This window comes from Roseomonas haemaphysalidis (genome assembly GCF_017355405.1).
Taxonomy (GTDB): Bacteria; Pseudomonadota; Alphaproteobacteria; order Acetobacterales; family Acetobacteraceae; genus Pseudoroseomonas; species Pseudoroseomonas haemaphysalidis.
This window is the reverse complement of sequence record NZ_CP061177.1, coordinates 327,270-341,280: the sequence shown is the minus strand read 5'-3', so window position 1 is coordinate 341,280 and position 14,011 is coordinate 327,270. Positions and strand designations below refer to the sequence as shown.

Genomic DNA, 14,011 nt, shown 5'->3' with positions numbered 1-14,011 from the left:
GAAAATCGAAACATCGCCGAAGATATCCTTATGCTGGCCGTATCCCTGGACAATCTGGCGTCCCTCCACGTCACAGCCACCCGCTCGTTTTCCGATGCGGTGGCCGCCACCCTGCGCGACGGCATTCTGACGGGCCGCCTGCCGGCAGGGGCCCAACTCAAGCAGGATCACCTCGCGCGCCACTTCGGCACAAGCCGTGCCCCGGTGCGGGAAGCCTTGCAGGTCCTGACGGGAGAAGGGCTTCTGGTGGTGAACCGTCACCGCGGTATCATCGTCGCCCCCACCGATCCTGATGACCTTCGGGAGCTCACGGAACTCCGCACGATGCTGGAGGCCCACGCGCTGCGGCTTTCGATCCCTTGCCTAGCAACCGATGATATCGATCACGCGGCCGCCCTGCTGGCTGCGGCGGATGAGGCGCAGGGAAATCCGATCGAGCAGTCCGAACTGCATTGGCGTTTCCATCGTGTTCTGATGCACCGTGCCGCGCGGCCCCGCGTCCTGGCCCAGATCGAGAGCCTGCATGTCGCGGTGTCCCGCTACCTCCTCCCCGCCTGGACCGCCGCCGGCCTGTCCTACGGCTGGGTTGCCTCGCACCGCGAGCTGCTCACCCTCGCCCGGCGCGGCCAGGGAGAAGCCGCGGCGGAGCTCAACGCGGACCAAGTCGAAGAAGCGCGCGCCCGTGTCGACGCCTGGCTGGGGAAGCAGGAGATCACATGACCTTCGACAACCGGGTGGATGCCACCGGCAGGCGTATCCTCACCTTTGATTGCTACGGCACCCTTATCGATTGGGAATCAGGGATCCTCGCCCTGGTGCGCCCATGGCTTGCCGTGGCAGCACGCTCCGATATCCCGGACGATCTGCTGCTCAGCGCCTTCGCGCTCCATCAGGCGAGGCATCAGCAGACCCGCCCGACGCTTCTCTATCCGGAAGTCCTGTCCCGTACCTGGGGCGACGTGGCCGCCACCTTCGGGCTTCCAGACAGTCCGGACCAGTGCGCGGCGTTTGCAGCTTCGGCCGGGGATTGGCCGCCCTTTCCGGATACGGTCGCGGCGTTGCGCCGCCTTTTCGGCCGGTTCGCGCTGGCCATCCTGTCGAATGTGGATGAGGCATCGCTTTTGCGGAGCCTGCGGCTGTTGGAGGTACCCTTCCTCCTCACCGTCACGGCTGAACGTGTCGGATCCTACAAGCCGGCCGCACCCCATTTCGAGACCGCTATCGCCGAGTTAGCCGCGAGGGGTTACCCAAAGGAGAGTATTCTGCACGTCGCCCAAAGCCGCCATCACGACGTGGATCCGGCGTCACGCTTTGGCATCCCGACGGTCTGGGTCGATCGGCGGCATGGCAAGCGCGGGACCGGTGCCACGATTGCCAACACGGCCGTGCCTATCGCACGTGTGCCCTCCATGGCGGCGTTTGCCGATGCGATCATGTGACGATGAGGGGCAAGGCCCAACAGGCCAGTTGATATCGACGCATTCGGCCCACCTCCGGGGAATCTAAAAACGGCAGCGGCTGGCTCATGAAAGAGCCGCCGCTGGTTCTCCCGCCGTCCGAAAGCCTATCTCATTCGCCTATGGCTTCGATGACGGTGTGTCTTGTTCGGGGCCGTCGCCCGTCCACTCGTCCGTGATCTGTGCCTGGGCTTCGGAAACAACGTCCAAATCCTGCGGCGAGGGGGGTTTGGGAACGTATCCCTGTGTGGCCTGCTCGCTCGTGAAGCGGGCTTTCGGACCTTCGGGCGGGTGATCGGCCATCATCGTCTTCCTCTGCCTTTGACATGCGGAGAACGCCTCAAAGGCAAGGCCGTTCCATGGGCCCGGGCGTACGGGGCACGGGACGGATCCTGGCGGATCGCCTGCACTTCACCGGGATGACATCCGGCGGGGGGTGGAGGCCGGCCCCCTCGGTGCCTACCATGGCGCAGGCCAGGATGCCTTCGCCAACCGGCGGCGGCGTCGTCGGCAGCCGATAGGAGACACCAGATGAGCAACGCTTCCGCTTACACGCCGCCCAAGGTCTGGGTGGACGACCAGCAGAACGGTGGCGCCTTCGCCGGCATCAACCGGCCCACCGCCGGCGCGCGGCACGACAAGGAACTGCCGGTCGGGCGCCATCCGCTGCAGCTTTACTCGCTCGGCACCCCCAACGGCGTGAAGGTCACCATCATGCTGGAGGAGCTGCTGGCCGCCGGCCACAGTGGCGCCGAATACGACGCCTGGCTGATCGAGATCGGCAAGGGCGACCAGTTCGGCAGCGGCTTCGTGGCGATCAACCCCAACTCCAAGATCCCGGCGATGGTGGATCGCAGCGGCCTGGCGCCCGTGCGCATCTTCGAATCCGGCGCCATCCTGGTGCACCTGGCCGAGAAGTTCGGCGCCTTTCTGCCGAAAGACGGCGCCGCGCGGGCGGAATGCCTGTCCTGGCTGTTCTGGCAGGTAGGCAGCGGGCCGTTCCTGGGCGGCGGCTTCGGACATTTCTACGCCTATGCGCCGGAAAAGCTGGAATACCCGATCAACCGCTTCGCCATGGAAGCCAAGCGGCAGCTCGACGTGCTGGACCGGCGGCTGGCGGACAGCGAATACATCGCGGGTGCGAACTACACCGTGGCCGACATGGCCATCTGGCCCTGGTACGGGCTGCTGGCCAAGGGCGAGCTTTATGGCGCCGCCGGTGAGTTCCTGCAGGTGGGCGAGTACCGCAACCTGCAGCGCTGGACCGCGCTGGTGGGCGGCCGCCCCGCCGTGAAGCGGGGCGCCATGGTCAACAAGGTCAATGGTGACCCCGCCCGCCAGCTTCGCGAGCGGCACGACGCCGCGGACTTCGCGGCGCTGGGCGTCTGAGGGCCTCGGCGCCGGCCAGCCTCAGGCCGCCCGGCGCCGCGCGGCGTCGTACAGCGCCAAACGGCGGGACGCCGCCTCGGTCAGCCCGCCCGTGTAGTCCAGCCCCGCATCGGGCAGGCTTTCGGAGAAGTGGCAGGCCACCTGCTGTCCTTCGCCCAGCAGGCGCAGCGCGGGGACCTCGGCGCGGCAGCGCTCCTGCGCGAAAGGGCAGCGGGTGTGGAAGCGGCAGCCGGGCGGCACCGCCATGGGGCTGGGCACGTCGCCCCCCAGCGGCGTGACCCGGCCGCGCCGTGCGGGGTCAGGGTGCGGGATGGCGGCCAGCAGCGCGCGTGTATAGGGGTGGCGCGGCGTGGCGAACAGCGCCCCCTTGGGCCCGGTTTCCATGATGGCGCCCAGGTACATCACGGCGATGCGGTCCGCCATGTGCTTCACCACCGCCAGGTCGTGGGCGATGAACAGGTAGGACAGGCCGAGCCGCTGCTGCAGGTCCTTCATCAGATTGACCACCTGCGCCTGGATGGAAACATCCAGCGCGGATACCGGCTCGTCGCACACCACCAGATCCGGCTCCACCGACAGCGCGCGGGCGATGCCGATGCGCTGCCGCTGGCCGCCGGAGAATTCGTGCGGGTAGCGCTCGGCATGGAAGGGCTGCAGCCCGACCAGCGACAGCAGCTCGCGCACCTTGGCGCGACGGCTGGCGGCATTGCCCAGCCCGTGCACCACCATCGGCTCCGCGATGGCGTCGCCCACGGTCATGCGCGGGTTCAGGCTGGCATAGGGGTCCTGGAAGACGATCTGCATGCGCCGCCGCAGCAGCCGCATGGCGCTGCCGGTGACATCCGTCACGTCCTGCCCGTCAAAGCGCAGCCGCCCGGCGGAAGGCTCGATCAGCCGCAACACCAGCCGCGCGGTGGTGGACTTGCCGCAGCCGGATTCGCCCACCAGCGCCAGCGTCTCGCCACGGTCCAGGTGAAAGGACACCCCGTCCACGGCACGCACCGCGCCTACTGTCTTCTGCAGCACCACACCTTTCTTCACGGGGTAGTGCTTGGCCAGACCTTCGACCTCCAGCAGCCGGCTCATGCCGCGTTCCCCAGGGAAAGCTCGACCGGCGCGCGCAGGCAGGCGGCGGCGTGGCCGGGCGTGATCTCGCGCAGCACCGGCAGCTCGGCGCGGCAGGGCGCGATGGCGAAGGGGCAGCGCGGGTTGAAACGGCAGCCGGGCGGAAAGGCGAAGGGCGGTGGCACCGAGCCATCGATTGCCAGCAGCCGCTCGCGGTCCTCGTCCAGCCGCGGCACGGAGCCGAGCAGGCCAAGGGTGTAGGGGTGCTGAGGGTCCTCGAACAACTCACGCGCGGTGGCGCGCTCGGCCACCTTGCCGGCGTACATCACCGCCACCTCGTCGGCCATCTCGGCGATCACGCCGAGGTCGTGGGTGATCAGGATGATCGACATCCCCGTCTCCGACTGCAACTCCCGCAACAGGTCGAGGATCTGCGCCTGCACCGTCACGTCCAGCGCCGTGGTTGGCTCGTCGGCGATCAACAGGCGCGGCTCGCAGGCCAGCGCCATGGCGATCATCACCCGCTGCCGCATGCCGCCCGAAAGCTGGTGCGGATATTCCTCGAAGCGCCGCTCGGGCGAGGGGATGCGCACCCGCTTCAGGGCGGCGATCGCCTTGTCGCGGAAGGCGGCGGTGGAAAGTCCTGGCGAATGCACGCGCATCGCCTCCACCAGCTGGCGGCCGATGCTGTGCACCGGGTTCAGGCTGGTCATCGGTTCCTGGAAGATCATGGCGATCTGCCCGCCGCGCACCTGCCGCATCTCGCGCGCCGGCAGCGCCAGCAGGTCGCGCCCGTCCAAAAGCACCCGGCCTTCCACCGTGCGGCCGGGGGAGGGGACCAGCCGCATGATGGACAGCGACAGCATGGACTTGCCGCAGCCGCTTTCACCGACGATGCCAAGCGTCTTGCCGCGCGGCACGGAAAGGTCGACGCCATCCACCGCCCGGACCAGCCCGGCCGAAGTCTTGAAGACGGTGCGCAGCCCCTCGACGCGCAGCAGGTCCGTGCTCATCAGGCCCAACGGAAGGTGGGAGGGGAGATCTTGTCCACCGGGCGGTGCGCCCAGTCCTGCTGCGGCGCGCGGGCGACGATGCGCTTCTGCGCCTCATCCAGATGCGCGGCGGCACCCTCGTAGTCCATGGTCAGCACCTTGCCGTCCTTGACCAGCATCTGCCCGTCCACGTGCACGGAGCGGATGGCGCGGTCGCCGGCGGCGTAGATCAGGCTGCGCATCGGGTCGCGGGACGGGCGCATCTGCGGGTGCGTCACGTCCACCATCACGAAGTCGGCGCGGCAGCCGGGGGCCAGGCGGCCGATGTCCTCGCGATTCAGCGCCTTGGCGCCGCCAATGGTCGCCGCGTCGAACAGGTCGGTGGAGGACAGGCTGCGCGGGTCGCCCGACTGCGTGCGGGCGAGGTAGGAGACGAGCCGCAGCTCATCCAGCATGTTGTGCGGATAGGTGTCGGTGCCCACGCCCATGTTGACGCCGCGCTTGCGATAGCGGCCAAAGGACTTCATGGCGATGCCGCGCCGCGCGAACACCGTCGGGCAATGCGCCACGGTGGTGCCGGTGTCGGCCAGCCGGTCCAGGTCGTTCTCGGTGTGCCAGCGGGTGCTGGGGTGGTCGTCCAGGAAGATGCCGTGGCCGATGATCGAGCGCTCGGACAGCAGCCCCATGCTGTCCAGCCAGCCGATCGGCGTCAGGCCGCTGCGGCGGGTGATCTCGTGGAACTCCACCACGCTCTGCGCCGCGTGGATCTGCCAGGACAGGCCGCGCATGCGGGATTCCGCGAAGCTGTCGCGCAGCAGCGTTTCGGAGCAGGTGTCGATCTGCGCCGGCACCACCATGCCGAACAGCCGGCCCGAGGGATGCTGCTCCGCGCGCTCGATCAGCGAGAAGGCCTCGCCCATCGACTTCTCGCCGGCCTGCTCATCCCATTCATATTCCACCACATGGCCGTTCTTGGTGAACCAGCGGGCGGAGCGGAACATCGGCGCGATGCAGACGCGCATGCCGCTTTCGGCCAGCAGGTCCAGCCAGCCGGGGTGCGACATGGATAGGTCGGCCACCGTGGTGACGCCGGACAGCAAGAGCTCCGACAGCGCGACGCGCACGCAGGATGGCACTGCCTCGGCATCGGTGCGGAAGATCGGCATGTATTCGTAGAGCGAGGAATTATACAGGCCGGGCGAGCCGATCTCGTCGATCAGCCCCTTGTTCATCGGCTCGCTGGACGGGTGGCAGTGGATGTTCACCAGCCCGGGCATGACCATCATACCCTTGCCGTCCAGCACCTCGTCGGCCGGGCCATCATAGCCCCGGCCGACAAAGGTGATCTTGCCGTCGCTATAGGCCACCTCCGCGTCGGTCAGGTAGGTGTGCTGCTGCTCGGCCGCGTCCCAGGCAATCACCAGGTCGGCGTTGCGGATGACGGTGGTGGTCATGTCCCTGTTTCCTTCCGGCTGCTCAGCGCGTCAGCCGCAGGTCGAGGCCGCGGTACAGCCCGGCGCCGTAGATGCCGTGGGCGCGGGCACCTTCCACCCGGGTCGAGGCGGCGAGGTAGAGGTTCTCCCGCGCGATGGGCAGCCACACGTTGTTCTGCGCCACGATGCGCTGCACATGCGCGATGGCCTCGGCGCGCTTGGCCGGGTCCAGGTCGCTCTTGGCGACATCGATCAGCCGGTCGGTCTCGCTGTCGTTCCAGTTCATGCGGTTGGGCGTGGGCCGGCTGCGGCCGTCGAAATACAGCGCCAGGCCGTCGGTCGCCGAGATATAGGGGTAGGACATCACGAAGCTGTCGAACTCCTGCGTCGCCAGCTTGCCCCAGGCGACCGTGGCATCCCACAGCTGGATGCGCATCTCGATGCCCACGCGCCGCAGGTCGGCCTGCATCGCTTCCGTCATGCGGCGCCATTCGGCGGACTGGATGCCGTAGACGTTGAAGGAGGCACGCTCGCCGCCCTTGGCGCGCACGCCGTCGCTGCCCACAACCCAGCCGGCCTCGTCCAGCAGCTTCTTGGCGGCCTCGGGGTCGAAGCCCGGCACCAGCTTGGCGGCCTCGGCGTCATAGCCCAGCGTGTTGGGGTTGAGGTAGCCGTCGGCCGGCTCGGCGGCGCCGAAGAACACCGCCTTGACCACCGCGTCGCGGTTCACCGCCATGTTGACGGCGCGGCGGATGGCCGGGTCGTTGACCACGGGCTTGTCCACCTTGAAGCCCAGGAAGTAGTCCCAGAAGTAGTTGGGCTGGGTGCTGACGCGCACCGTCGGCACCCGCTGCAACTGCGCGACCGCGAAGGGCGGCACGTATTGCGTGATGTCACCCTGGCCGGTCTGCAACGCGGCGAGGCGCGTATTGGCCTCGGGGATGATGCGCCAGATGACCTTGCCGATCTGCGGCGCCGGGTTGCGGTAGATCGGCGGACCCCAGTTGTAGGTGGGGTGGCGGGTCAGCACCATGTCCTGGCGTGGCGTCCAGGACTGCCAGCAATAGGGGCCGGTGCCGTTGAAGCCCTGCACGCCGAAGTTGGCGCCCAGCTTTTCCACGTTGTCCTTGTCGATGATCACCGCGAAGAACAGGGCCAGCTGGTACAGCAGCTCGCCATAGGGCTGCGTCAGCTCGTACTCGACGGTGTAGTCGTCGACGGCGCGCACCTCCTTCACCGGGCCGGCGCGCCAGCGCACGGGGCTGCGCGTTTCCGGCGCGATCCAGCGGTTGATGGAATAGGCGACGTCGGCCGCTGTCATCTTCTTGCCGTCGCAGAAGGTGACGTCCTGGCGCAGCTTGAAGGTGTAGAGCTTGCCGTCGTCGCTGACGGTCCAACTCTCGGCCAGGCCGGGCTTCACGGTCTTCTGGTCGAAGTCCAGCGACACCAGCGTGTCGCTCATCATGTAGACCACCTCGCCGGCGCTGCGGGCGGTGGAGCGGTGCGGGTCGTAGCGGTCGGCGTCGTATTCGCGCAGCACCACCAGCGTGTCGCGCGGCGCGGCCTGCGCCAGGGCCTCTGACGCGGGCGCCAGCACGGCCAGCGACAGCAGCGCGGCCTTCAGGGTCTTGCTCATGGTCACCGTTCTCCCAGCGGCCCGGTTCGGGGCCCGTGTTGCGGGTTCAGACAGTCGACGATCAGACGCGGAGCCTGGGGTCCAGCGCATCGCGCAGCGCATCGCCCAGGATGTTGAAGGCCAGCACCACCACGAAGATCATCACGCAGGGGATGACTGCGATGTGCGGCGCGAAGAACAGGAAGTTGCGGCCCTCGGAGGCCATGGCGCCGAGCTCGGCCACCGGCGGCTGCGCGCCGAGGCCGAGAAAGGACAGCGCGGAGCCGAGCAGAATCACCTGCCCGAAGCGCAGCGTGGCGAAGACGAAGATCGGCGACAGGCAATTGGGCGCGAGGTGGCGCAGCATCAGCCGCCCGTCGCCCATCCCGGTGGCGCGCGCGGCCTCGATGTAGTCCTGGCGCATCACCACCAGCGCGTTGCCGCGCACGATGCGCGCCATCAGCGGCACGGTGGCCACCGACAGCGCCAGGATCACCGCCGGCATGCCGGGGCCGAAGATGGCCGCGATGGCGAGGCCGAACAGGATGGCGGGAAAGGACAGAAGCACGTCCATCAGCCGCATCAGCAGCCCGTCGATGCGCGGGTAATAGGCGGCGCAGAAGCCGATCAGCGCGCCGCCGCCGCCGCCCAGCAGCACCGCCGCCAGCCCCATCAGCATGGTGGCCCGCAGGCCGAACAACAGGCGGGTGATCAGGTCGCGCCCCTGGCTGTCGGCACCGAGCGGCAGGCCGGGGGTGCCGGGCACCGCCATGGCGTTGGCCAGGTCGTTGTCGAAGGGGTCGGTCGGCGCCAGCCAGGGGGCGAACACAGCGGCCAGCACCAGCGCCAGCACCAGGGCGCCGGCAAAGGCGGCCACCGGCTCACGCAACAGGCGCCGCAGCAGGCCGGGGCGGCGCGGCATGGTGGGCGCCGGGGCGGCCGCAGCCGTCGCGGCGTTCGTGGCCTGGGCGCTCATGCTCAATGCCCCCGCATGCGCGGGTCGAGCGCGACGTAGAGCATGTCGACCAGCAGGTTGATCAGGATGAAGCCCAGCGACAGCACGATGATGGTGCCCTGGGCCATGGGAAAGTCCGAGGACAGGATGGCGCCCACCGCCAGCCGCCCGACGCCGGGCCAGGAAAACACGGTTTCCGTCACCACGGCGCCGCCCAGCAGAAAGCCGATCTGCAGGCCGATCAGCGTCACCACCGGGATCAGGGCATTGCGCAGCGCGTGGTGCACCACCACCGTGCCCTCGGCCAGCCCCTTGGCGCGGGCGGTGCGTACGTGCTCGGCGCCCAGCGTTTCCAGCACGGCCGCACGGGTCATGCGCGCCACAGGGGCGATGAACACGCCGCCCAGCGTCAGCGCCGGCAGCGCCACGGACTGCCAGCCTTCCAGCGTCCACAGCGGCCCGCCGCGGCCGGTGAAGGGCAGCCACTGCCACTGGAAGCCGACAAACCAGATCAGCATCAGCCCGAGAAAGAACACCGGCACGGAGCCACCCGCGACCGACAGCGCGGTGACGAAGCGGTCCAGCAGCGAGCCGCGCCAATAGGCGGCCACGGTGCCGAGTGCGATGCCGGTGGGGATGGACCAGAACAGCGAGGCGAACATCAGCTCCAACGTCGGGCCGATGGTGGCACCGAGCTCATGCACCACGGACACGTTGTTGATGATGGATACGCCGAGGTCGCCCTGCAGCAGCCGCCACAGATAGATGCCGAACTGGTAGTAAAGCGGCTCGTCCAGCCCCAGCTCTCGGCGGATCTCGGCGACGATCTCGGCGGAGGCCGTGGGGCCGGCGCGGACGATGGCGGGATCGGTCGGCACCACCTGCATGAGCAGGAAGCCAACCAGCAGCACGCCGAGCATGACGGGAACCGTGAGCAGCAGGCGCTGCAGGATGTGGCGCAGCATGGCTCAGGCAGCCAGCGCGCCGTGGCGGTCGAAGATGACGGTGCCGCCGCGCAGGGTGAGGTCCGCTTCCGTGCCCAGGATCTCCTCCGGCGCGCAGGCCAGCAGGTCGCGCGAGAACACGGCGATGTCCGCCTGCATGCCCGGCTCCAGCGTGCCGCGCTCGGCTTCCGCGAACTGCGTGAAGGCGCCGCACCAGGTGTAGCAGTGCAAGGCCTCGGCCGGCGTCAGCGCTTCCTCGGCACCCATCACGGTGCCCTGGTTGGTTTGGCGCGTGACCATGGTGAAAAGGTTGATGAACGGGTCCACCGTGCAGACCGGGCTGTCGGAGGAGGCGGCCGGGTGGTGCCCTTCCCGCAGCCAGGTGCGCATCGGGTAGGAATGCTCGCTGCGCGCGGGACCGAGGTTGCGAAGGTACAGGTCGCCGAACTCATACAGGAACACCGGCTGCGGCACGGGCAGGATGCCGTGGCGCAGCATGCGGCGCCGCTGCGCGGGGGTCACGAAGCCGCAGTGCTCGACGCGGTGGCGGCGGCCGGCCAGCGGCGCGTCGTCGCGCTCCGCCTGCTCCATGGCCACCAGCACCTGCTCGATGGCGGCGTCGCCGATCGCGTGGATGTCGAGCTGCCAGCCCTGCGCGTGGTATTCCGCCAGCAGGCGCTGCATGGTCTCGTCGGGGAAGCAGAAGATACCAGTGCCGCCGCCGACGGCCTCCAGATACGGCTCGAAGAAGGCCGCCGTCAGCCCGCCGGCGGAGCCGTCGCCGAACACCTTGACCGCGCCCCAGGCCAGCAGCGCGTCGGCGGTCGCGCCGGCGGCGATGCCGGGGCGCAGGCCCTGCTCCCACGCATCCTTGGCGATACCCTCGGGATTGCCCGCCAGCACCTGCCACATGCGCTGGTGCAGCACGCCCTCGCTTTCGGCGCGGCGATAGGCGGCGATCTCGGCCAGCCCCGCCGTCATGCCCACGTTCATGTCGCTGGCGGAGGCAAAGCCCAGCGCGGCGAGGTTGCGCCCGGCGGCATCGATGGCCGCCACCATGGCGGCCTCGGACGGCGGCGGCATGATGTCGCGCAGCAACCGCATGGCGCGTTCCTGGAACAGCCCGGTGAGCTGCCCATCCTTGCGCTCGATGGCGCCGCCCTCGGGGTCCGGCGTGTTGTGGCCGATGCCGGCGAGCCGCATGGCGGCGGAATTGGCGACCCCCACATGGCCACAGGTGCGGGTCAGGAACACCGGATGGTCGGGTGCCGCGCGGTCCAGTTCGGCCGCCGTGGGGTGGCGGCCGATATCCAGCGCGCCGTGATCGTAGCCGCGCCCCAGGATCCATTCGCCCTTGGGCGTGGTTTCGGCGGCGGCGGCAACGCGCGTGAGCACCTCGTCCAGCGTGCGCACCTGCTCGGCGCGCAGGTTCACCTGGCTGAGGCCGAGGCCGTAGGACAGAAGGTGCATATGCGCCTCGTTCAGTGCCGGCGTCGCCAGCCGGCCACCGAGGTCGACGCGGCGCGTCGCGGGGCCGGCATGGGCTTCCACCTCCGCTTCCGTGCCCACCGCCAGCACCCGGCCGTCCTTGACCGCCAGCGCCTCCGCGCAGCCATTCTCCAGGCCACGAAACACGCGGCCGCCGTGAAGGATCAGATCAGCGTCCACCGGCGTAGGTCCGTCTTTGGCGCGAGGCCGGCGTGGCGACGATCATGATCCATTCCCCCAGAACGCGGGGCAATCACATCCCTTGCCGTGCGAAGCGTCAATAGTGCCCGGAGGAATTTGCACTGCACAAAAAACGAGGCTGCCTGTTTCTCAAGCATATCCTGGTCAAAATCATGGGCATTCGCCAAGTCGCACGTATTGCCGGGCGCGCATGCGGCCGGCGGTCGTGGTTCAACTTGAATGTTGCTGTGCAGGTGGCCCGCGCCGCGGCCCCGTGGCCGGCCGTGCTGTCGCGGCATCTGTGTTCAGGGCGGTGGGCTTGCTGGCAGGACCTTCGGCGGCATCCGCCGCAGTTGTCCTCAGCTGCAGGCTTCCTGCAGGGCGTCATTGCGTCGCCATGGGGCGCGCCCGTTCTGGTCCCGGGCGATCAGGCGCCATGCCTCGGCCGACGGGACCGGCCTGCTGAACAGGAACCCCTGCACCTCGTCGCAGCCTTCCGCCCGCAGCGTGGCCAACTCCGCGGGCGTTTCCACGCCTTCCGCCAGCACCTTCATGTTGAGCGCGCGTCCGAGGCCGACGGCGGCGCGGATGATCTCCAGGCTGCCCTTGCCATCCGCCAGGGTGCGGACAAAGGCCCGGTCGATCTTGATCTTGTTGAAAGGAAAGCTGCGGAGATAGCTCAGCGACGAATAGCCCGTGCCGAAGTCGTCCATCGAGATCTGCACGCCCAGCGCCTGCATCTGCCGCAGCAGCAGCAGGGTCTCGTCGCTGTTCCGCAGCAAAACCGATTCCGTGATCTCCAGCTCCAGCCGCGCCGCATCCAGCCCCGATGCGTCCAGCGCATGCCGCACGCCGTCCAGCAGCTCGCCCTGCACGAACTGTACGGGAGACAGGTTGACGGCGACCTTCAGCGACCCGGGCCACCGGGCTGCCTCACGACAGGCCTGCTCCAGCACCCAGGCGCCAAGCGGCCGGATCAGGGCGGTTTCCTCGGCCAGGGGAATGAACTCGGCCGGCGGAACATGGCCGCGCTCGGGATGGCGCCAGCGCAGCAGCGCCTCGAAGCCCGCCAGATGGCCCGCGCCGGCATGCAGGAGCGGCTGGTAGAACAGCTCGAACTGCTGTTGTTCCACCGCGTGGCGAAGCTCGCCCTCTCTGTGCTGGCGGTCCTGCACCTGGCGGTGCATCTCGGGGCGGAACAGCCGCGTGGTGCCCCGACCTTCCGCCTGTGCCACGCGCAACGCGATGTCCGCATCCCGCAGCAGGACATCGGCATCCGCCGAAGCCGCGAGCGCGGTGGCGATCCCGATGCTCGCGTTCATGGCGATGCGGTGCGACTGGACGGAAAACGGCGCCTGGATGGCCCGCAGCAGCTGCTTCGACAGCGCTGCCGCAGCTTCCGGCTGCGCGGGGCCGATCTGCACGACCACGAACTCGTCGCCGCCGATGCGGGCCACCAAGTCGCCGGGCTGCGTGCAATGCCGCAGCCGCGCCGCGGCCGCGCACAGCAGCGCGTCGCCGACCGGGTGACCGAGCGTGTCGTTGACCGTCTTGAAGCCGCTGAGATCAAGATACAGCACGGCAGCATGCGACAGGCATCCGGCGCGCCGCACCGCCTGCCGCAGGTGCCGGCGGAACATGGGGCGGTTGGCAAGCCCGGTGAGCGGGTCGCGATACGCCTGTTCCTGTGCCTGCAGCCTTTCCTGCATGAGCTCCCGGGTGCGATGCTCGACCCGCTGTTCCAAGTGGTTGTTCAGCTGCATCAGGCTGCGGTTCAATGCGAACAGTTCCAGGCTCTTCTGTTCGAGCAGCCGTTCGGCCTCTTTGCGCGCCGCGGTTTCCCGCGCCAGCCTGCGTTGCAGGCGCCGGACCTGTTCCGGCGGCGCGATCACTTCAGCCGGATCTGCACAGGTCACGCAGGTCACCGCAGCAGGTCAACGTGGATCCGGGTGTAGGCCCCGCGCGGGCCGGTGGCTGGCTCGATGCTGAGCGCCACTTCCTGCCCCAGATGCGTGGCGGCGCCGCGAATCACGCCGAGCGCGAGAGGCGCCAGCGGCTTGCAGCTGTGATAGCCCAGCGTCAGGGAACTGGCGCTGCGCGCTTCCGGCTGGAAGGACGGCAGCTCCGCGTCCGGGTAAAGCTTGCGGACTTCGACCTCATGGAACGCGTCGATGCCTTCCAGGATGTCGAACAGGCTGCGATCGCGCGAGAAGTAGTGTGGCGCGTCGCTCACCCAGCTTTCAAAGCAATGAGTACCGAAAGGCTCCAGGATCTCCGGCAGGCTTCGGCCCGTCGTGGCGGACAATGCCTTGACCAGCGACACCATCTCTTGGAACGGGTAGCTGCCGGTGCTGGCGTAGACACCGTCATGTGGCAACTGTGCCGCATCGACGATGTCGTCCACCATGTCGATGCCGTAGCGCTTCTCGACATGGTCGAACAGTTCCGTGAACACCCGGCCCTTCATGGGGATCATCCTTGCTTCGCATGCAA

At 68.6% G+C, this 14,011-nt stretch carries 12 protein-coding genes; 3 read left to right on the top strand and 9 right to left on the bottom strand.

Annotated elements, in window-relative coordinates:
• Nucleotides 1–30: 30 nt before the first annotated feature.
• The 3 genes from IAI59_RS01560 (at nt 31) to yghU (ending at nt 2,846) form a co-directional block, all read left to right on the top strand.
• Nucleotides 31–720, top strand: coding sequence for a GntR family transcriptional regulator (locus IAI59_RS01560; protein ID WP_207443829.1), 690 nt, complete (start codon nt 31–33; stop codon nt 718–720).
• Nucleotides 717–1,439, top strand: coding sequence for an HAD-IA family hydrolase (locus IAI59_RS01555; RefSeq protein WP_207419412.1), 723 nt, complete (start codon nt 717–719; stop codon nt 1,437–1,439). Before IAI59_RS01560 ends, IAI59_RS01555 begins: the two co-directional genes overlap by 4 nt.
• A 549-nt stretch (nt 1,440–1,988) precedes the next feature.
• The gene (gene yghU, locus IAI59_RS01550; protein WP_207419411.1) at nt 1,989–2,846 is read left to right on the top strand and encodes a glutathione-dependent disulfide-bond oxidoreductase; all 858 of its coding nucleotides are present in this window, start codon (nt 1,989–1,991) and stop codon (nt 2,844–2,846) included.
• Nucleotides 2,847–2,867: 21 nt separating this feature from the next.
• Here yghU and IAI59_RS01545 read toward each other — a convergent pair whose 3' ends face one another.
• The 9 genes from IAI59_RS01545 to IAI59_RS01505 all read right to left on the bottom strand — a co-directional run bounded on the left by IAI59_RS01545 (nt 2,868) and on the right by IAI59_RS01505 (nt 13,985).
• On the bottom strand, nt 2,868–3,932 hold the full coding sequence (locus IAI59_RS01545) for an ABC transporter ATP-binding protein (protein WP_207419410.1): 1,065 nt from the start codon (nt 3,930–3,932) through the stop codon (nt 2,868–2,870).
• The gene (locus tag IAI59_RS01540) at nt 3,929–4,924 is read right to left on the bottom strand and encodes an ABC transporter ATP-binding protein (protein WP_207419409.1); all 996 of its coding nucleotides are present in this window, start codon (nt 4,922–4,924) and stop codon (nt 3,929–3,931) included. The genes IAI59_RS01545 and IAI59_RS01540 overlap by 4 nt, the downstream gene beginning before the upstream one ends.
• Complete coding sequence (locus IAI59_RS01535) at nt 4,924–6,357, bottom strand: amidohydrolase family protein (protein WP_207419408.1); 1,434 nt, start codon at nt 6,355–6,357, stop codon at nt 4,924–4,926. Before IAI59_RS01535 ends, IAI59_RS01540 begins: the two co-directional genes overlap by 1 nt.
• Before the next feature lie 22 nt (nt 6,358–6,379).
• A complete protein-coding gene (locus IAI59_RS01530) occupies nt 6,380–7,972 on the bottom strand; it encodes an ABC transporter substrate-binding protein (protein ID WP_207419407.1) in 1,593 nt (530 codons plus the stop codon).
• 61 nt (nt 7,973–8,033) lie between these two features.
• Nucleotides 8,034–8,927: an ABC transporter permease gene (locus tag IAI59_RS01525; protein WP_207419406.1), complete on the bottom strand. Its 894-nt coding sequence runs from the start codon at nt 8,925–8,927 to the stop codon at nt 8,034–8,036.
• 2 nt (nt 8,928–8,929) lie between these two features.
• On the bottom strand, nt 8,930–9,871 hold the full coding sequence (locus IAI59_RS01520) for an ABC transporter permease (protein WP_207419405.1): 942 nt from the start codon (nt 9,869–9,871) through the stop codon (nt 8,930–8,932).
• A gap of 3 nt (nt 9,872–9,874) precedes the next feature.
• A complete protein-coding gene (locus IAI59_RS01515) occupies nt 9,875–11,518 on the bottom strand; it encodes an amidohydrolase (protein ID WP_207419404.1) in 1,644 nt (547 codons plus the stop codon).
• Nucleotides 11,519–11,877: 359 nt separating this feature from the next.
• Nucleotides 11,878–13,434 (bottom strand): putative bifunctional diguanylate cyclase/phosphodiesterase, encoded by a 1,557-nt coding sequence (locus IAI59_RS01510; protein ID WP_207419403.1) that lies wholly within the window; start codon nt 13,432–13,434, stop codon nt 11,878–11,880.
• Nucleotides 13,435–13,439: 5 nt separating this feature from the next.
• Entirely contained in the window at nt 13,440–13,985 is a 546-nt protein-coding gene (locus IAI59_RS01505; RefSeq protein WP_207419402.1) for a heme NO-binding domain-containing protein, read from the bottom strand.
• Between the last annotated feature and the right edge of the window lie 26 nt (nt 13,986–14,011).